The sequence below is a fragment of the Bradyrhizobium sp. AUGA SZCCT0222 genome (genome assembly GCF_018130205.1).
GTDB lineage: Bacteria > Pseudomonadota > Alphaproteobacteria > Rhizobiales > Xanthobacteraceae > Bradyrhizobium.
Map to the genome: position 1 here is coordinate 206,700 of NZ_JAFCLX010000006.1, position 16,172 is coordinate 222,871.

Consider the following 16,172-nt stretch of genomic DNA (forward strand, 5'->3'; position numbering starts at 1 on the left):
GCGACTTGGCGCAGGGCGTGGGAAAGGCCCGAGTTCTCGGGCCTAGTTAAAGCTGAGCAGCTTGAACAGCGGCGTCAGGTAGCTGAGCTCCTGGCCTGAGGTCGGCGTGGTGCGGCTGATGAAGTCGAAGATCTTGCCGTCCTGCAGCCCGTAATTGGCAAGCCGCTGCACCTGGCGATTCCTGTCGAAATAGATCGCGATCACCCGCTGGTCGACGACCTGCTGGTTCATGAAGGCGACTTTGCGCTCGGAGCGCTGCGAAATGTAGTAGAACACCTCGCCGTTCAGGGTCGCGACGGTGGAGGGCGTGCCCATCACAATCAGCACCTGGTCCTGGCTGGCACCGATCGGGATCTGTTCGAGCGCGCCGGCGGGCAGGATATAGCCCTTCTGGAATTGCTCGCCGGTGCAGCCGCCGAGCGCGGCGCAGAGCAGTCCCACGGCCGCAAAGCCGCGAAAACCGCGCCAGCGCGCCGTCAGGCGGCGCGGCGGGGGCGCGCATGAGCTTGAGTGGCCCGTCTCGGTCATTCCGGAATCGATCCCGTCCCCTTGCATCGCGCGAGGCGTTGACGTACCGGGCAGCACGCAGGATTGCAACATGCGCGGGCGCCCGAAGCTGAAACCCTGAAGGCTGAAACCTTCATGGCGGAAACCTTTGGGGCTCGCATGCGGAACCCACAATGCTTTGGCCGTTCAATCACTTCAGGAAACCCCGGTCCGCCCCGCGCGGCACCATTGAAGCCATCTATGGCATGATCGTGACGCAGGCGCGAGAACCGTTGTTTTATCGGGACTTGGCGGTCCCGGACACGGTTAACGGCCGTTTTGACCTGCTTCTGATGCATTTGTGGCTGGTATTGCGGCGGCTCAAATCGGTCCCGGCGGGCAAGGCTCTGTCGCAGGCGCTGTTCGACCATTTTTGCAATGATATGGACGATAATCTGCGCGAACTGGGCGTCAGCGACCTCAAAGTGCCGAAAAAGATGCAGGCCTTCGGCGAGGCCTTCTATGGCCGCACCGCGGCCTATGATCTGGCGCTGACCGAGGGCCGCGAGGCCCTGGCCCAGGCGCTGTGCAAGAACGTCCTCAACGGTGAGAACATCGAAAAGGCGCGCCAGCTCGCAGCCTATGCCGAGGCTGTCATGGCGGCGCTCGACCGGCAGGACGAGGCGGCGCTGGCCAGCGGCACTTTCAAGTTTCCATCGCCGGAGCAGGCCGGCCCCAAAGCATGAGCAAACGGCGATGACCAGGAGTGCCATGATCGAGAAGCCGGACCCGTGGCGCGTTCCCGTCGCGGTGGAGAAAATCCCGGACACGGGCCTGCATCGCGACCTCGAGGCCGATCAGGCCACGCGTGTTGCGGTGGCGGATATGGGAAGCCTGCGCGAGGTGCTGATGCTGCAGGCCTCGTTCGATGTGACGCCCAAAAGCGGCGGCCGCTTTCAGGTCGAGGGGCGCGTGCGGGCCCGGATCGGGCAGACCTGCGTGGTGACGCTGGAGGAGATGGAGAGCGATATCGACGAGCCGATCGATGTGATCTTCGCGCCGCCGGACCAGATTCCGGAGATGGCCGCACTGGTCGACGAGGCTGAAGAGAGCGACGAGGACACGCCCGATCCACCGGAGCCGATCGATAACGGCATCATCGATCTCGGCCGACTTGCGACCGACGCGCTGTATCTCGCGGTCGATCCATATCCGCGCAAACCGGACGCGGTTTTTGAACCGTTGGTCGAAGCTCCTGATCCCGAGGATCACCCATTTGCGGCGCTCAAGGCCCTGAAGGTCACGCCAAAAAAGTCGGGGGCAAAGAAGCCCAAAGACAAGTAACCGACACTTAAAGTGGCCGGTGAAGCAGGATTTCACTTGATGTGGCTATGATGCCTCATCAGGAATCTTGCATAAGGCATTGAAGTTGCTAATATTACGCTGTATTCCCGATTGCGGGCGGTGCTGGGTCCCATTCCCCAATGACCGTGGTCAAGAGGTTGTGTCAGAACGGGGACACGCTATTGTCGCGGCCCGGCGGGGGCGATAGCGATGCGCTCCGCCGAGCACTGCTTCGGCGGATGCTTCCAGCGCGCGGCCGGGCTCTAACAGGGCTGCAAGAGATCAGGTTTCCGGGACGTTCATGCCTCAAAAGGTTCGAATCGCGCTTGACGCCATGGGTGGCGATGTCGGCGCATCGGTCATCATTCCCGGCGCTGCAAGGGCATTGGCCCGGCATCCCGACATCGAGTTTCTGCTGTACGGCGACAGCGCGCTGATCGAGGCGGAGCTCGCCAAACATCCGGCCATGAAGAAGGCGTCGCGTGTGACCCATACCGACGTCACCGTCAGCATGCACGACAAGCCGAGCCAGGCGCTGCGCCGCGGCCGCAAGAAGTCGTCGATGTGGTTTGCGATCGACGCGGTGAAAGAGGGCAAGGCCGACGTTGCGGTATCTGCCGGCAATACCGGCGCACTGATGGCGATGGCGCGCTTTCATCTGCACACCATGCCGGGGATCGATCGGCCGGCCATTGCCGGCGTGTGGCCGACGATGCGTGGCGATTCCGTCGTGCTCGACCTCGGCGCCAGCATCGGCGGCGACCATCATCATCTGGTGGCGCTGGCGGTGATGGGCGGCGCGATGGCGAGCGTGCTGTTCGGCAAGCCGCGCCCGACCGTCGGCCTGCTCAATATCGGGACCGAGGAAGTGAAGGGCGGCGAGGAGATTCGCGCGGCCTCCGAGCAGCTGCGCGCGATGAACCTGCCGGAGCTCGACTATATCGGCTTCGTCGAGGGCGACGGGATCGGCAAGGGAGCCGCCGACGTGATCGTGACCGAAGGCTTTTCCGGTAATATCGCGCTGAAGGCCGCCGAGGGAACCGCGCGCCAGATGTCGGAGTTCCTGCGCAGCGCCATGGCGTCGAGCTGGCGGTCCCGTATCGGCTATTTGTTCGCCCGCAACGCCTTCACGGCCCTGCGGCACAAGCTCGACCCCAACAAATCCAACGGCGGCGTGCTGCTCGGCCTCAAGGGCGTGGTGGTCAAAAGCCATGGTGGAACCAACGCCGAAGGCTTTGCTTACGCGGTCGATGTTGGCTATGAGATGGTCCGCTGCGATCTCCTCACCAAGATCAATCAGATGCTTAATCGCGACGGCAGTGCGCTGGCTCAAGCGCAAACCGCGCAGGAGGCTGTCTCGTGACTGCTAAACGTTCGGTCGTGCTAGGCTGCGGCTCTTATCTGCCGCGGAAGGTCCTGACCAATGCCGAACTGGCTGCTCGGATCGATACCTCGGACGAGTGGATCGTGCAGCGCACCGGTATCCGGCAGCGCCACATCGCCGCGGACGGCGAGTTCACATCGCACCTGGCGATCAATGCCGCGCGCGCCGCTCTCGACCATGCCGGCATCGACGCGCAGCAAATCGATCTGATCGTGCTGGCGACCTCGACGCCGGACAACACCTTTCCGGCGACCGCGGTCGCGGTCCAGCATGCGCTGGGCATCAATCATGGCGTCGCCTTCGACCTGCAGGCGGTCTGCTCCGGCTTCGTCTTTGCGCTGGCGACCGCCGACAATTTCCTGCGCTCCGGCTCGCACAAGCGGGCGCTGGTGATCGGCGCGGAGACGTTCTCGCGCATTCTCGACTGGAGCGACCGCGGTACCTGCGTGCTGTTCGGCGACGGCGCCGGCGCCGTCGTGCTCGAGGCCCAGGACCAGCCCGGCAAGCCGACCGACCGTGGTATACTGACGACGCATCTGCGGTCCGACGGACGGCATAAGTCAAAGTTATTTGTCGATGGCGGGCCGTCTTCGACCCAGACCGTCGGCCACCTCCGCATGGAGGGCCGCGAAGTCTTCAAGCACGCGGTCGGCATGATCACCGATGTGATCGTCGATGCGTTCAACGCCACCGGGGCTTCCGCCGAGGAGATCGACTGGTTCGTTCCGCATCAGGCCAACAAGCGAATCATCGATGCTTCGGCGCACAAGCTGCATATTGCGCCGCAGAAGGTGGTCCTGACCGTCGACCTGCACGGCAATACGTCGGCGGCGTCGATCCCGCTTGCGCTCAACGTCGCCGTCAAGGACGGACGCGTCAAGAAGGGCGATCTGGTGCTGCTGGAAGCGATGGGTGGCGGCTTCACCTGGGGTTCCGCGCTCGTCCGCTGGTGAGGTATAAGTAAAATACCCGACAAAGCGGTTGCGCTGTTTCATGCGTGTGCATGATGGTCGCTGTTGACCATTGCGTGCTAACCTCATAATTTCAGAGAATAAATTGTTCGCCGAGAGTGCGGGGCAGGCGATGACCGGGACAGGAAAAACAGTCACACGCGTCGATTTGTGCGAGGCGGTCTACCAGAAGGTGGGCTTGTCGCGAACGGAGTCGTCTGCGTTCGTCGAACTCGTTTTGAAAGAGATCACCGATTGTCTTGAGAAGGGCGAGACGGTGAAGCTGTCGTCGTTCGGCTCGTTCATGGTGCGCAAGAAGGGTCAACGGATCGGACGTAACCCGAAGACCGGCACCGAAGTACCAATCTCTCCGCGACGCGTGATGGTGTTCAAGCCGTCGGCCATTTTGAAGCAGCGCATCAATGGTCACGCGGTGACGAACGGCGACGCCAAGGACGATTGAAGCCTTTGTGAGTGAAGCCGATACCGGTTCGCGTCAACAAAACGCGTGAAGATAGTCAGGTTAAGCGTTTAGAGTTTCTCTTCATTCTCTTGAGCTGAGAGGAGCTAGCATTTGGACAAGGCGCCGGATGCGTTCCGTACCATCAGCGAGGTCGCGGACGATCTCGACATTCCCCAGCACGTGCTGCGATTTTGGGAAACGCGATTCACCCAGATCAAGCCGATGAAACGAAGCGGCGGGCGGCGCTATTACCGCCCCGACGACGTTGATCTGCTCAAGGGCATCCGCCGCCTGCTGTACGGCGAGGGCTACACCATCCGCGGCGTGCAGCGGATCCTGAAAGAACACGGCATCAAATCGGTGCAGGGTCTTAGCGACCAGAACTCCGCCGTCTCGTTCGGCGCGGTCGAGGAGGCGATCGGCCTCAGCCTGCAGGAGCCGGAAGAGGGCGCAGGTGCGCTCGCCGGATCCGATGACGACGATTACGAGGGCGAAGCCACGGAAATCGACTACCGCTTCGTCGATACCGATGAGGACGGTATCCTCGCCCCCTTTGGCAAGGGCAAGGCGGCTTCCGTGCCCGGCCCGGTAGGCGGCCCCGACCGCGAACGCCTCGAACGCGTGCTGCAGGACCTGGTGGCCTGCCGGCAATTGCTGGATAACGCGCTGAAGGACGGCTGAGGGCAGGGCCGGAACCGGCGCCAGAGCGTTTTCGAGAGAAAGCCCATCCCGCACTTGATGCGGGATGGACCCCGGTTCGCGTGAAGAAAACGTGTCAAAATAAAAGACCAGGCGGGTGGTTTCGGGCCCGATTCCGGCTCGTTTGCGGGTCGGATCGCGCGCCTTGCGCAGGGCGCCGATCGCAGCTAATGGAACGGCATCGGAGCGTGGCGCAGCCCGGTTAGCGCACTAGTCTGGGAGACTAGGGGTCGGAGGTTCAAATCCTCTCGCTCCGACCATTTTATCCAACAAATTCAAAGCCGCTCACTCGGCCCGGTTTACGGCCAATGCCGGTTTACACTATTCGTTCTGGGGCCGTTCTTATGCGGTCGACGACACGGGCCTGCCTGGCGATCAATGGTCCCTTTTGATTCTGGGAGTGGTCCCTTTTGGTTTACGTGAAACGCCGGGCTTTTCCTGACTCCACAGAATTTTGCGAAAAACTTTATGATGCTCTTGCCCGGGCGTTTTTCATTTCGAACGAATTAGCGTTGCGGCGATGCCGCGGTTGCGCGCATTTCCGCGAGATGAAGAAGCTCCGGGATTGCCGGAGAGTCTTGCCAATCGGGATGAAATCGGCGGCAGTTGAACCACAGCGAGTCTGGTGCGACCAATCGGAATGCTTGGAAGCGCGCTCAGTGTGATTGCGGAAACCCTCTTCGTTGCCACCGGCCACGCCATACCCAAATTCTTCGAGTGGGAAGAGCTGCCGAACTCGTGGAAGCCCTTGTCGGTTTCGGCTTTATCGCGATTGGCTTCACGCTCTTTTTGCTGGGTCACTGAAGAACCGTGGGAGGCTCTTGCGCGATGAAGACGATCGCACTGCTCGCCGTACTGGCTATGATACTGCAAGGCCTCATCGGCACTGCGTCAAGCGTGGGCGGTCCGCTGACCATCATGCTGATCCTTTTTCTCACCATGCTCGCTGTGGGGATTTACGAGGCCTGGTTAAAGAAGCGCGGCGCGCTTGGATGGATCGTGAATATCGTCGCCTCGGTCATTGGCGGCTTCGTAGCCGCCATTTTCGTTGGCATGGCCATGGAAATGATACTTCCGCAGCTGCACTTGGAAGGGTCGCTCGCGTCCTCGCAGCACCCGCTGCTGTACATCTTGTTGGCAGGTATGGCGATCCTCACAGTGGTTGGATCGTGGGGCACGCTACAGATCGCCAACCGGTTTCGATGATGGCTTACTGAAGGACCTTTGGCAGCACGACCACCATCTCAATCGCGGAAGGGGTCTCACCGGCGAAATACAGATGAGGGCCGCCGTCCTCCGCCTTCACTCGTCGTTGAAAGCAAGAAGCGGAACGTCCACGTCGAACACCAATTCGAGCACCAATCCGACCGCGCAAACGACCACGGTCAGTTCGACGATCACAAAAGTGAAAATCGTGGTCAGTCCGACGACAGCGTTTTTGCGTCCGTTGATCATGATCCCCTCGCTAAGAAATCATTTAGCACCGGGCTATTCGGCTTGGTCGATGATGTGATTTTAACGTAAACGCGGAACCCGCGTGGAACCGGCGTGCCCGATTGCGGGCCCGGATTCACGAAAGGCGGGATATCCTGCGCCGAGGTTCTGAAAGGCGAGCAGGGGGCCGCCGGGTGGGAGGCGGAATCTCAGCCCGACTTGTTCATCTTCTTCACTTTTGCGTCGGTGGCTTCGATCGATGCCGCCAATTCCAGGATCGCCTTTGCCAGAAGGTCGGCGGCTTCCTTGGCGTCCTGGCAGCGTTCGGCGCGCAGCGCATAATTCTTGGCTGATGATAATGACATTGGTGGCGGCCTTCCCACGGAAAAACCCACCGGGTTGAGGCGGTGGGTTTCCCTACGCGTTTACGTCTCGCGGGGCCTTGGGGGCCGTCCGCGATTGCCCGAACCATAGCGCTAGCTGGTTAATGAATTTTCTGGCCGCTAAGGCGCGCGCCAGCTTGCCGGCAACGCCGGTGAGCCCGCTGCTGCTAAAGAAATTCGCGCAGCCGCACCAGCTCGGCGACGTGCTCGGCGGACAGGACCTCGGGGATCATTGGCGGCTGCGGCGCTGTCAGAATCTCGTACAGGTGCCGGGTCGATTCAGGCTTGGCCATGAATTCCCTCATGCACTCATCGAGCGTGCCCTCGAACACCATATAGGGGCCGGAGCTGTCGAGGCGGCGGGCGTTGTGAAGCGACGGCCATTTGCGGATGATGGCAGGAACATCAAAACTCACTGGTACTTCGGCACCATCCATTCGTCGTCGAGCTCCTCGGTCACTGGAAGACGGCCCCCCAGCCGCAAGATGATGATGGGCATCCCACCACGAAACTCATAATTCGCGGCGTCGCCGTTGGTTCCCGGCTGATGCCCCCGAAATTTTTGCCGCCGCCGTCTGTTGGGAACAAATTATTGCCGGGGAGCTTAGTCGGGCACGTCCGGACGCGAACCAGCCCCGTCGCGTTCGGCAAAAGGCGGCCTCAGCTCTCCCCCGTGCTGGGGCCGCCTCTTTCAACAGCGTTGCCGCGGCGCACAAGATTGCCCGCATCGTTGCGAACGGCCGAAGCTGGTTCTTGAACGGACTACTTCTTGAAGAAGCCGACAATGATCAGGAGGATCACCGCGCCAATGACGGCGTTGACGATCGCGGCCAGATAGCCTCCGACCAGGACAAACCCGATCATCGGCAACAGCCAGCCGGCGATCACGGCGCCGACGATGCCGACCACGATGTTGCCGACCAGGCCGAGGCCATAGCCCTTGACGATCTGCCCGGCCAGCCAGCCTGCGATCGCGCCGATGATCAGCCAGACGATGAGAGATTCAATCACGACCATCCTCCCCATTGCTGAGCGCCGCGGTATCCCGCGGTCGCTGCCCTCGAAGCCAACACGTTCAGGAAGCAAGACGTTCAGGAAGCAAGACGTTCAGGAAGCAAGACGTTCAGGAAGCCAAGACGCTTAGGAAGCGACGCTTTGGGAGTGGGACCGCTTGGCATTGCGCCAGCGCTGCCGTTCGCCCGTTGATCGATCTTAGGTAGTATTACGATCCGCTCTCGTTGGCTTGTCAACCAGTAGCTGGCTCCGGTTCGGTCAATCGCACCGCAACAACTTCTTACCGAATGTTCGCGGCGATGGATTTGAGCGTTTCGTTCTGCGCTTTGAAAATATTGCTCAGGACTTCAAAAAAGGACGTGCCGCCAATCACCGCATCCAGTTCGGTCGCACAAAGTTCGGTGGTCGCGGCGGCCCGTTGGTCGACGCTCGGCTGTGTCTGAAATGCGGTCATGATGTGCTCCGGTGGCGGGATGATGCCAGCCATCCTGACCCCGGTGAGAGGCTCGGGACTGTGATTGATGTCACAGCGACGGCGACGGCCGGGCGGCTAAATCGCCTTCATCAGCCATGATCCGACCTTGATCGAAAGGGAGCCGTCACCATGAGCACCATCATCAATCGCGCTGAATCCTCCGAGCGGGACCGTCAGGCCGACGCGCTGTCTGATCGCGAGCTCGCCAATGTCAGCGGCGGCAAGGGAAAAGCCACGCCCAGCCCGTTCGTGTTTATCAAGCATTACGACAAGGCCTCGCCCATATTGGCCCGCTGATACGTCAGGCCGGCGTTCGCGCGTGCTTGGCCGCCTCAAAGGCGGCCAGCCGTTCGGCGAACTTTCCGTTCGCAGCGCCGGCGCGCGCGACGATGACAGGGGCCTGGATCGTCTCGAAGAAATGACAGGCCACGCGATGGCCGGGCGCGGCCTCGCGCAGCTTCGGCTCCTCCGCCGAGCAGCGCGGCTGGGCGTGCAGGCAGCGGGTATGGAAGCGGCAGCCGGACGGCGGGTTGAACGGGCTCGGCACGTCGCCCTGCAACATGACGCGCTTGGTGCGCAGGCTCGGGTCCGGCTTCGGGATCGCTGACAGCAGTGCGTGCGTATAGGGGTGCAGCGGCTTTGCGTAGATCGTCTTCTTGTCAGCGATCTCGACCAGCTTGCCGAGATACATCACCGCGACGCGATCGCTGATGTGTTTTACGACCGCCAGATCATGCGCGATGAACAGATAGGAGAGACCAAAACGCTGCTGCAAATTCTGCAGCAGGTTGACGATCTGCGCCTGGATCGAGACGTCGAGGGCCGATACCGGCTCGTCGCAGATGATCAGATCGGGATTGACGGCCAGCGCCCGCGCAATCCCGATGCGCTGGCGTTGCCCGCCGGAGAACTGATGCGGATAGCGCCGTGCATGTTCGGGCAGCAGGCCGACGATATCGAGAAGCTCGCTCACCCGCGTCTCGCGCGAGGCGGGATCGCCGATGTCATGCACCCGCAGCGGTTCGGCCAAAATCTCGCCCACGGTCATGCGCGGATTGAGCGAGGCGTAGGGGTCCTGGAAGATGATCTGCATGTGCCGGCGCAGCCGCCGCAGTTCATCCTTGCCGAGATTGGCGATTTCCTCGCCCTTGAAGCGGACCGAGCCCGCCGTCGGGTCCATCAGGCGCAGCACCAGGCGTCCGGTCGTCGACTTGCCGCAGCCGGACTCGCCGACCAGCGCCAGCGTCTCGCCGCGGCCGATCTCGAAGCTGACGTCCTCGACGGCGCGCACAAGGCCCACTTGTCTGCGCAGGATGATGCCGCGGCTGAGCTGAAAATGCTTCACCAGGCCGTCGACCTGCAGCACCGGGACCGTGCTCATGACGCCACCTCGACCGGGGCCTTCCAGCAGGCGACCAGGTGACCCGGCGCGAGTTCGCGCAGCGGCGGCGGCGCCTCGCGGCAGCGCCGGTCGGCGAACGGGCAGCGCGGCCCGAAGCGGCAGCCCTTTGGCTGGTTGTTGGGGCTCGGCACCGTGCCTTCGATGGTGGCGAGCCTGATACGGTCGACGTCGAGGCGCGGGATCGAACCGAGCAGGCCGATCGTGTAGGGGTGCTGCGGATCGGCAAACAGATCGGCGACGTCAGCGCTTTCGACGATCTGTCCGGCGTACATCACCAGCACCTGGTCGGCGACCTCGGCGATCACGCCGAGATCGTGGGTGATGATCAGGATCGCCATGCCGAGCCGGCGCTGCAATTCGCCGAGCAGATCGAGGATCTGGGCCTGGATGGTGACGTCGAGCGCGGTGGTCGGCTCGTCGGCGATCAGAAGCGCCGGCTCGCAGGACAGCGCCATCGCGATCATGACGCGCTGGCGCATGCCGCCCGACAGATTATGCGGAAAGTCGTCGATGCGCTGCTTCGCCGATGGAATCCGCACCAGTTCCAGCATCTCGATGGCGCGCGCTTTGGCGGCCTGCGGCGACAGCTGGGTATGGGCGAGTATCGCTTCGACGATCTGCTGGCCGATGGTGTGGACCGGGTTCAGCGAGGTCATCGGCTCCTGGAAGATCATCGACATCTTGCCGCCGCGCAGCCGGCGCCGCTCGTCGGCCGACAGTTTCAGCACGTCGCGATTGCCGAACATGACGGCCTCGGCCTCGACCTTGCCCGGGCTCGCCACCAGGCCCATCACCGAGAGCGACGTCACGCTCTTGCCGCAGCCGGATTCGCCGACCAGACCGACGGTACGGCCGCGCGGCACGTTGAAGCTGATGCCGTCGACGGCGCGAAACAGGCCGCGGTCGGTGGCAAAATGGGTCTTGAGGCCGCGGACCTCGAGCAGGTTTTCCATCAGAACGAGTAATCCAGGCCTTTGTAGAAGGTGTTTTGATAGAGCATGTGCGGACGGACGCCCTTCAGTTTCTTCTGGCTCGTCGTGTACATCGCGATGTTCATCACCGGCATCCACAGATGCTCCTCGGTGACCCGCTGCTGGGCCAACGCGTAGTATTTGGTGCGATCGGCGTCGGTCAGCGACGCGCGGCCCATCTTCAAATACTCGTCGGTCTTCGGGTCGTTCCAGTTCATCCGGTTCGGCGCCGGCATGTTCTTCGAATCGAAGTAGAAGTTCAGGAGGTCGCCTGCCGATATGTAGGGGAACGTCACCGTCCACAATTCGTAGTCCTGCTTGGCCATCTCGGCCGGCGCGATCGTGGAGTCGAAGCCGACGATCTTCCAGTCGATGCCGATCTTGCGCATGTAGCCCTGGATCGCCTCGGAGACGCGGCCGAAATAGGAGACCTGCGTGAACAGCACCTTCGGCGCGAGCTTGACGCCGTCCTTCTCGCGGATGCCGTCGGCGCCGACCTTCCAGCCGGCTTCGTCCAGCAGCTTTTTGGCGCGTTCGACGTCCTCCTTGATGATGCCCTTGGTGGACGCGGCGAAGTCTAGCGCCTTGTCGTCGATGAAGGTGTAGGCCGGCTCGGCATTGCCGAGCATGATGCCCTTGACGATGTCGGCGCGGTTGATCGCGATGTTCATCGCCTCGCGCACGCGCTTGTCGGCTACCATCGGCCGCGTGGTCTTGTAGCCGTAATACATCAGTTGGAAGTTAGGCTGCGCCTCCTGCACGTTGAGGGTGGGCGCGGCCTTGACCTGCTGGATGAACTGCAGCGGGATCTGATGGCTGACATCGAATTGTCCGCCCAGCATCGCGGCGACGCGGCTGGAATCCTCCGGCACGATCTTGATGCTGAGTTTTTCGAATTTGACCGGGCCCTTGTTCTGGTACATCGACGGGCCCCATTTGTAGGCGTCGTGGCGCTTGAGCACGATTTCGGTGCGCGGCTGCCAGTTCTCGAAGCACCAGGGACCGGTGCCGTCGATCGCCTTGATGCCGTAATCCTTGCCGAGCGCCTCCACGCTCTCCTGGTTGTGGATCGCGGTGGTGAACATCGTGAGCTGGAGCAGCAAGTCGGCGAACGGCTCGTTCAATTCGTATTCGACGGTGTAGGGATCGGGCGCGCGCAGTTCCTTGATGTTGCCGGCGCGCCAGGCCAGCGGCGCCTTCAGCTCGGTGCTGGTCAGGCGCTTGAAGGAATAGATCACGTCGGCGGCGGTGAATTTCTTGCCGCTGCAGAATTGCACGTCATCGCGCAGCTTGAACACGTAGGTCTTGCCATCCTCGCTGATGGTCCACGACTTGGCCAGATAGGGGATCGGCGTCTTGCCGTCCCAGTCCATCGCGACCAGCGTATCCTGAATCATGTTGACGATGTCGGAGGAGGGCGACCATGTGGTGCGCTGGCCGTCATAATGCGGCGCGTCGAGCGACTTCATCATCTTCAGGGTCTGCGCCTCGAGCGGGGATGCTCCCGCCAATCCGAGCAGCACCGCAGCCGTCGTGAACAATCCGCGCATCGTCGTTTGCTCCTGGTTGTTGGTTATAGCGACGCGTCCAACCCCTTGTAGAACGTGTTCTGGTAGATCATGTGCGGTCGCGCGCCCTTGATCTTCTTGTTGGCGACCTGGTCCATGTTGATGTTGAGGACCGGGATCCACAGATGCTCCTGCATGACCTTCTGCTGCACCATCGCGTAATGTTTGGCGCGATCGGCCTCGGTCAGCGCCGAGCGGCCGAGTTTCAGCCACTCGTCGGTCTCGGCGTCCTTCCAGTTCATCCGGTTGGGCGTCGGGATGTTGCGTGAATCGAAGTAGATGTTCATGAGGTCGCCGGCCGACAGGTAAGGCACCGTCACCGACCAGATTTCGTAATCCTGCTCGGCCATCTTGGCCGCCGCGATGGTCGAGTCCTGCGGGTTGAGCCGCCAGTCGACGCCGATCTTGCGCAAATATCCCTGGATCGCGTCGGCGACCTTGGCCGAGTTGGCGTTGGCGGTGTAATAGACTTTCGGCGCCAGCTTGGTGCCGTCCTTTTCGCGCACGCCGTCGGCGCCGACTTTCCAGCCCGCGTCGTCGAGCAGCTTCCTGGCGCGTTCGAGATCTTCCTTGACGATTCCGGCGGTCTTCGGATCGTGGTCGAGCGCATCCTTGTCGACGATGGTGAACGCCGCCGTGGCGTTGCCGAGCAGAATGCCTTTGGCGATCTCGGCGCGGTTGATGGCGATGCTCATGGCCTCGCGCACGCGCTTGTCGGCGACCATCGGCCGCGTGGTCTTGAAACCGAAATAGAGCAGCTGGAAATTCGGCTTCGCCTCGCTCACGTTGAGCATTGGGGCGGCCCTGGCCTGGGTGATGAACTGGTGCGGGAACTGGTGGGTGATGTCGAACTGGCCGGCCATCATCGCCGCCACCCGGCTGGATTCCTCGGGCACGATCTTGACCACCAGCTTCTCGAATTTCACCGGGCCCTTGTTCTGGTACATCGACGGGCCCCATTTGTAGGCGGCGTGGCGCTTCAGCACGATCTCGGTGCGCGGCTGCCATGAATCGAAACACCACGGCCCGGTGCCGTCGGCGCCCTTGATGCCGTAGTCCTTGCCCAGCGCCTCGACGCTTTCCTTGTTGTGGATCACGTTGGTGAACATGGTGAGCTGCAACAGCAGCTCGGAATAGGGCTCCTCGAGTTCGTATTCGACGGTATAGGGATCAGGCGCGCGCAATTCCTTGATGCTGCCGGCGCGCCAGGCGTACGGACCCTTGATTGCGGGATCCTTCAGCCGCTTGAAGCTGTAGATCACATCCTCGGCGGTGAATCTCTTGCCGCTGCAGAACGAGACGTCGTCGCGCAGCTTGAACGTATAGGTCCGGCCGTCCTCGCTGATGATCCAGGACTTGGCGAGATAGGGGATCGGCGTGCGGCCGTCCCAGTCGAGCGCCACCAGCGTGTCCTGGAACATGTTGACGATGTCGGATGTCGGACCCCAGGTGGTGCGCTGCGCGTCGTAATGCGGCGCGTCGATGCCTTTCATCAAGGTCAGCGTCTGGGCCGATGCGGCCCCCGCGACGCCCATTGCCAATGCGACACCCAGAACGGTTCTGATCATGTCTGCAGCCTCGGATCGAGGACGTCGCGGAACGCGTCGCCCAGAAGGTTGGCCGCCAGCACGATCACGAAGATCGCGCAGCTCGGGATCGTCGCGATGTGCGGCGCCATGAACAGGAAGTCGCGCCCCTGGGCCGCCATCATGCCGAGTTCGGCGGTCGGGGGTTGCGCGCCCATGCCGAGGAAGCCGAGCGCCGAGCCGATCAGGATGATCTGGCCGAAGCGAAGGGTCAGGAACACGAAGATCGTCGAGATGCAGTTGAGCGTGAGATAGCGCCAGATCAGCGCGCCGTCGGTGACGCCGACCGCGCGGCCGGCTTCCATGAATTCCTGGCCCATGACGCCGACCGCGGCCCCGCGCGCCACCCGCGCGACGTCGGGCACGGTGGCGACCACCAGCGCGATGACCACGGCGGTGAGGCCGGCGCCGAAGATCGCGGCGACCGCGAGCCCGATCAGGATGGCGGGGAACGCCAGCATCACGTCGACCAGCCGCATGATCCAGCCGTCGAGCCGCTTGTAGTAGGCGGCGAGAATGCCGAGCACGCCGCCGAACAGGCCGCCGATGATGACGCCGACCAGCCCGAGCATCAACGTGGCGCGGGTGCCGAAGATGACACGGCTCAGCACGTCGCGGCCGGTGTTGTCGGTGCCGAACCAGTGCTCGGCGCCCGGCGGTTGCATGACCTTGGTGAGGTCGGTGAAGTAGGGGTCGTAGGGCGCGATCCAGGGCGCGAACAGCGCCGCGGCGACGATGGTGGTGAGCGTCAACGCCGCCCCGGCAGCGACCCGGTCGCGCGCGAGGCGCCGCAGCACGCCGGCACGGGCGAACGCGCCGGTTTCGGGCTCGGCGACAAAGACGGGTTCGAGGGCCTGAACGCTCATCGGCGCGCCACCCTGGGATCGAGATAGACGTAGAGCACGTCGACGATCAGGTTGATCGACAGGAAGGCTATGGCGAGGATCATGATCGCGCCCTGCGCGGTCGGGAAATCGCTGGAGACGATGGCGCCGACCGCAAGCCGTCCGACGCCGGGCCAGGAAAACATCGTTTCGGTAACCACCGCGCCGCCGAGCAGGAAGGCCGCCTGCAGCCCGATCAGGGTGACGACCGGGATCATGGCGTTGCGCAACGCGTGATGGACGATCACCGCCGTCTCGCGCAGCCCCTTGGCGCGCGCCGTGCGCACGAAGTCGGCGCCCAGCACTTCAAGTACGGCGGTGCGCGTCAGCCGCGCGATCGGTCCGATCAGCACGAGGCCGAGCGTGGTCGCGGGGAGGATCAGGCTCGGCAATCCGCCGTCCCAGATCGGCCCGGTGCGGCCGGTGAACGGCAGCAACGCCCATTTGAAACCGACATACTGGATCAGGATCAACCCGATGAAGAACACCGGCATCGAAACACCGGCCACCGAGCAGGCCATGATGATGCGGTCGGCGATGCGGCCGCGATTGACGGCGGCCAGCGTTCCGAACGCAAGTCCGCTCGGCACCGCGATCAGCATCGCGCCGAGCATCAGTTCGATCGTTGGACCGATCGTCATCGCAAGTTCCTCGCTCACCATCCGGTTGGAGATGATCGAGCGGCCGAGATCGCCGCGCAGAACCCGCATGATGTATTCGAAGAACTGCACCGGGATCGAGCGATCGAGGCCAAGCTCGAGCCTGATCGCCGCGATGGTCTCGGCCTTGGCGTCGGGACCGGCGATGATCATCGCGGGATCGGCCGGCACCACTTGCAACAGACAAAAACAGAGGAAGAGAACCCCGAGCAAAGCGGGGAACGAAATCAGCAGACGATGGACAATCTGTTGTCCCATGCGACGCCAACGGACCGTTAGGCCAACGGAAGGCGCCGCCGCTTACGCGCGCGTTGTGCTGTTCCCTCCCTGGCAGCGGCGCTTCGTCCGACGTGCGCGCGCTTTGATTAGCGGGATACTGACACGCACCGCGCGCGGCGTCACGCCCATTCTGCCGAACCGTTTCCGCCTGCGCTCCCTTGTCGCGTACGGGCGTAATGCCTTGTCGCGGA

The 16,172-nt window shown here is 62.7% G+C and carries 21 protein-coding genes and 1 tRNA gene; 9 read left to right on the top strand and 13 right to left on the bottom strand.

From position 1 onward, the window contains the following. Positions 1–42 precede the first annotated feature (42 nt). Entirely contained in the window at positions 43–528 is a 486-nt protein-coding gene (locus JQ629_RS07700; protein ID WP_212412135.1) for an outer membrane protein assembly factor BamE, read from the bottom strand. 152 nt (positions 529–680) lie between these two features. Here JQ629_RS07700 and JQ629_RS07705 point away from each other — a divergent pair, with 152 nt between their 5' ends. From JQ629_RS07705 to JQ629_RS07735, 7 genes are all read left to right on the top strand, one after another. After that, positions 681–1,232: a ubiquinol-cytochrome C chaperone family protein gene (locus JQ629_RS07705; protein ID WP_212412136.1), complete on the top strand. Its 552-nt coding sequence runs from the start codon at positions 681–683 to the stop codon at positions 1,230–1,232. Positions 1,233–1,242: 10 nt separating this feature from the next. Beyond that, on the top strand, positions 1,243–1,830 hold the full coding sequence (locus JQ629_RS07710; protein WP_212412137.1) for a YceD family protein: 588 nt from the start codon (positions 1,243–1,245) through the stop codon (positions 1,828–1,830). Positions 1,831–2,131: 301 nt separating this feature from the next. Then, positions 2,132–3,193 (top strand): phosphate acyltransferase PlsX, encoded by a 1,062-nt coding sequence (gene plsX / locus JQ629_RS07715; RefSeq protein WP_212208174.1) that lies wholly within the window; start codon positions 2,132–2,134, stop codon positions 3,191–3,193. Further along, positions 3,190–4,167, top strand: coding sequence for a beta-ketoacyl-ACP synthase III (locus JQ629_RS07720; protein ID WP_212412138.1), 978 nt, complete (start codon positions 3,190–3,192; stop codon positions 4,165–4,167). The genes plsX and JQ629_RS07720 overlap by 4 nt, the downstream gene beginning before the upstream one ends. Before the next feature lie 130 nt (positions 4,168–4,297). Beyond that, the gene (locus tag JQ629_RS07725) at positions 4,298–4,627 is read left to right on the top strand and encodes an integration host factor subunit alpha (RefSeq protein ID WP_192734233.1); all 330 of its coding nucleotides are present in this window, start codon (positions 4,298–4,300) and stop codon (positions 4,625–4,627) included. A 111-nt stretch (positions 4,628–4,738) separates the two neighbouring features. Beyond that, positions 4,739–5,308 carry a MerR family transcriptional regulator gene (locus JQ629_RS07730; RefSeq protein ID WP_212412139.1) on the top strand — a complete coding sequence of 190 codons (570 nt, stop codon included), beginning with the start codon at positions 4,739–4,741 and terminating at the stop codon, positions 5,306–5,308. A 200-nt stretch (positions 5,309–5,508) separates the two neighbouring features. Beyond that, a tRNA-Pro gene (locus tag JQ629_RS07735) sits at positions 5,509–5,586 on the top strand. A gap of 232 nt (positions 5,587–5,818) precedes the next feature. Here the strand turns inward: JQ629_RS07735 and JQ629_RS07740 are convergent. Further along, positions 5,819–6,127, bottom strand: a complete 309-nt coding sequence (locus tag JQ629_RS07740; RefSeq protein WP_212412140.1) for a hypothetical protein — start codon at positions 6,125–6,127, stop codon at positions 5,819–5,821. Between the two features lie 27 nt (positions 6,128–6,154). On the opposite strand from JQ629_RS07740, the gene JQ629_RS07745 reads away from it, so the two are divergent. Further along, a complete protein-coding gene (locus JQ629_RS07745; RefSeq protein WP_212412141.1) occupies positions 6,155–6,532 on the top strand; it encodes a hypothetical protein in 378 nt (125 codons plus the stop codon). Positions 6,533–6,628: 96 nt separating this feature from the next. Here the strand turns inward: JQ629_RS07745 and JQ629_RS07750 are convergent, their stop codons facing one another. The 5 genes from JQ629_RS07750 to JQ629_RS07770 form a co-directional block, all read right to left on the bottom strand. Beyond that, a complete protein-coding gene (locus tag JQ629_RS07750; RefSeq protein ID WP_212412142.1) occupies positions 6,629–6,781 on the bottom strand; it encodes a hypothetical protein in 153 nt (50 codons plus the stop codon). A gap of 188 nt (positions 6,782–6,969) precedes the next feature. Further along, a complete protein-coding gene (locus JQ629_RS07755) occupies positions 6,970–7,125 on the bottom strand; it encodes a hypothetical protein (RefSeq protein ID WP_192733559.1) in 156 nt (51 codons plus the stop codon). A gap of 185 nt (positions 7,126–7,310) precedes the next feature. Next, positions 7,311–7,580 carry a hypothetical protein gene (locus tag JQ629_RS07760; protein ID WP_212263607.1) on the bottom strand — a complete coding sequence of 90 codons (270 nt, stop codon included), beginning with the start codon at positions 7,578–7,580 and terminating at the stop codon, positions 7,311–7,313. 325 nt (positions 7,581–7,905) lie between these two features. Continuing rightward, entirely contained in the window at positions 7,906–8,160 is a 255-nt protein-coding gene (locus tag JQ629_RS07765) for a GlsB/YeaQ/YmgE family stress response membrane protein (protein WP_192733557.1), read from the bottom strand. A gap of 277 nt (positions 8,161–8,437) precedes the next feature. Beyond that, positions 8,438–8,644 carry a hypothetical protein gene (locus tag JQ629_RS07770; protein ID WP_212412143.1) on the bottom strand — a complete coding sequence of 69 codons (207 nt, stop codon included), beginning with the start codon at positions 8,642–8,644 and terminating at the stop codon, positions 8,438–8,440. A gap of 117 nt (positions 8,645–8,761) precedes the next feature. Between JQ629_RS07770 and JQ629_RS07775 the strand changes: the two genes are divergently transcribed. After that, the gene (locus JQ629_RS07775; RefSeq protein ID WP_212412144.1) at positions 8,762–8,929 is read left to right on the top strand and encodes an Hcp family type VI secretion system effector; all 168 of its coding nucleotides are present in this window, start codon (positions 8,762–8,764) and stop codon (positions 8,927–8,929) included. A gap of 4 nt (positions 8,930–8,933) precedes the next feature. On the opposite strand, the gene JQ629_RS07780 is transcribed toward JQ629_RS07775, so the two are convergent. The 6 genes from JQ629_RS07780 to JQ629_RS07805 are packed head-to-tail and all read right to left on the bottom strand — an operon-like array spanning position 8,934 to position 15,960. Continuing rightward, positions 8,934–10,013, bottom strand: coding sequence for an ABC transporter ATP-binding protein (locus tag JQ629_RS07780; protein ID WP_212412145.1), 1,080 nt, complete (start codon positions 10,011–10,013; stop codon positions 8,934–8,936). Further along, a complete protein-coding gene (locus JQ629_RS07785; protein WP_212412146.1) occupies positions 10,010–10,987 on the bottom strand; it encodes an ABC transporter ATP-binding protein in 978 nt (325 codons plus the stop codon). The genes JQ629_RS07780 and JQ629_RS07785 overlap by 4 nt, the downstream gene beginning before the upstream one ends. Next, entirely contained in the window at positions 10,987–12,555 is a 1,569-nt protein-coding gene (locus JQ629_RS07790) for an ABC transporter substrate-binding protein (protein WP_212412147.1), read from the bottom strand. Before JQ629_RS07790 ends, JQ629_RS07785 begins: the two co-directional genes overlap by 1 nt. A gap of 23 nt (positions 12,556–12,578) precedes the next feature. Next, positions 12,579–14,141, bottom strand: a complete 1,563-nt coding sequence (locus JQ629_RS07795; protein WP_212412148.1) for an ABC transporter substrate-binding protein — start codon at positions 14,139–14,141, stop codon at positions 12,579–12,581. Beyond that, on the bottom strand, positions 14,138–15,025 hold the full coding sequence (locus tag JQ629_RS07800; RefSeq protein ID WP_212412149.1) for an ABC transporter permease: 888 nt from the start codon (positions 15,023–15,025) through the stop codon (positions 14,138–14,140). Before JQ629_RS07800 ends, JQ629_RS07795 begins: the two co-directional genes overlap by 4 nt. Continuing rightward, on the bottom strand, positions 15,022–15,960 hold the full coding sequence (locus JQ629_RS07805; protein ID WP_249134874.1) for an ABC transporter permease: 939 nt from the start codon (positions 15,958–15,960) through the stop codon (positions 15,022–15,024). The genes JQ629_RS07800 and JQ629_RS07805 overlap by 4 nt, the downstream gene beginning before the upstream one ends. Positions 15,961–16,172 lie beyond the last annotated feature (212 nt).

Coding starts and splice junctions, on each gene's coding strand:
- JQ629_RS07725 (WP_192734233.1), top strand. CDS start 4,298: ATGACCGGGACAGGAAAAACAGTCACACGCGTCGATTTGTGCGAGGCG.
- JQ629_RS07750 (WP_212412142.1), bottom strand. CDS start 6,781: ATGATCAACGGACGCAAAAACGCTGTCGTCGGACTGACCACGATTTTC.
- JQ629_RS07795 (WP_212412148.1), bottom strand. CDS start 14,141: ATGATCAGAACCGTTCTGGGTGTCGCATTGGCAATGGGCGTCGCGGGG.
- JQ629_RS07705 (WP_212412136.1), top strand. CDS start 681: ATGCTTTGGCCGTTCAATCACTTCAGGAAACCCCGGTCCGCCCCGCGC.
- JQ629_RS07800 (WP_212412149.1), bottom strand. CDS start 15,025: ATGAGCGTTCAGGCCCTCGAACCCGTCTTTGTCGCCGAGCCCGAAACC.
- JQ629_RS07805 (WP_249134874.1), bottom strand. CDS start 15,960: ATGGGACAACAGATTGTCCATCGTCTGCTGATTTCGTTCCCCGCTTTG.
- JQ629_RS07765 (WP_192733557.1), bottom strand. CDS start 8,160: ATGGTCGTGATTGAATCTCTCATCGTCTGGCTGATCATCGGCGCGATC.
- JQ629_RS07775 (WP_212412144.1), top strand. CDS start 8,762: ATGAGCACCATCATCAATCGCGCTGAATCCTCCGAGCGGGACCGTCAG.
- JQ629_RS07760 (WP_212263607.1), bottom strand. CDS start 7,580: ATGGATGGTGCCGAAGTACCAGTGAGTTTTGATGTTCCTGCCATCATC.
- JQ629_RS07780 (WP_212412145.1), bottom strand. CDS start 10,013: ATGAGCACGGTCCCGGTGCTGCAGGTCGACGGCCTGGTGAAGCATTTT.
- JQ629_RS07785 (WP_212412146.1), bottom strand. CDS start 10,987: ATGGAAAACCTGCTCGAGGTCCGCGGCCTCAAGACCCATTTTGCCACC.
- JQ629_RS07745 (WP_212412141.1), top strand. CDS start 6,155: ATGAAGACGATCGCACTGCTCGCCGTACTGGCTATGATACTGCAAGGC.
- plsX (WP_212208174.1), top strand. CDS start 2,132: ATGCCTCAAAAGGTTCGAATCGCGCTTGACGCCATGGGTGGCGATGTC.
- JQ629_RS07770 (WP_212412143.1), bottom strand. CDS start 8,644: ATGGCTGGCATCATCCCGCCACCGGAGCACATCATGACCGCATTTCAG.
- JQ629_RS07710 (WP_212412137.1), top strand. CDS start 1,243: ATGACCAGGAGTGCCATGATCGAGAAGCCGGACCCGTGGCGCGTTCCC.
- JQ629_RS07755 (WP_192733559.1), bottom strand. CDS start 7,125: ATGTCATTATCATCAGCCAAGAATTATGCGCTGCGCGCCGAACGCTGC.
- JQ629_RS07700 (WP_212412135.1), bottom strand. CDS start 528: ATGACCGAGACGGGCCACTCAAGCTCATGCGCGCCCCCGCCGCGCCGC.
- JQ629_RS07790 (WP_212412147.1), bottom strand. CDS start 12,555: ATGCGCGGATTGTTCACGACGGCTGCGGTGCTGCTCGGATTGGCGGGA.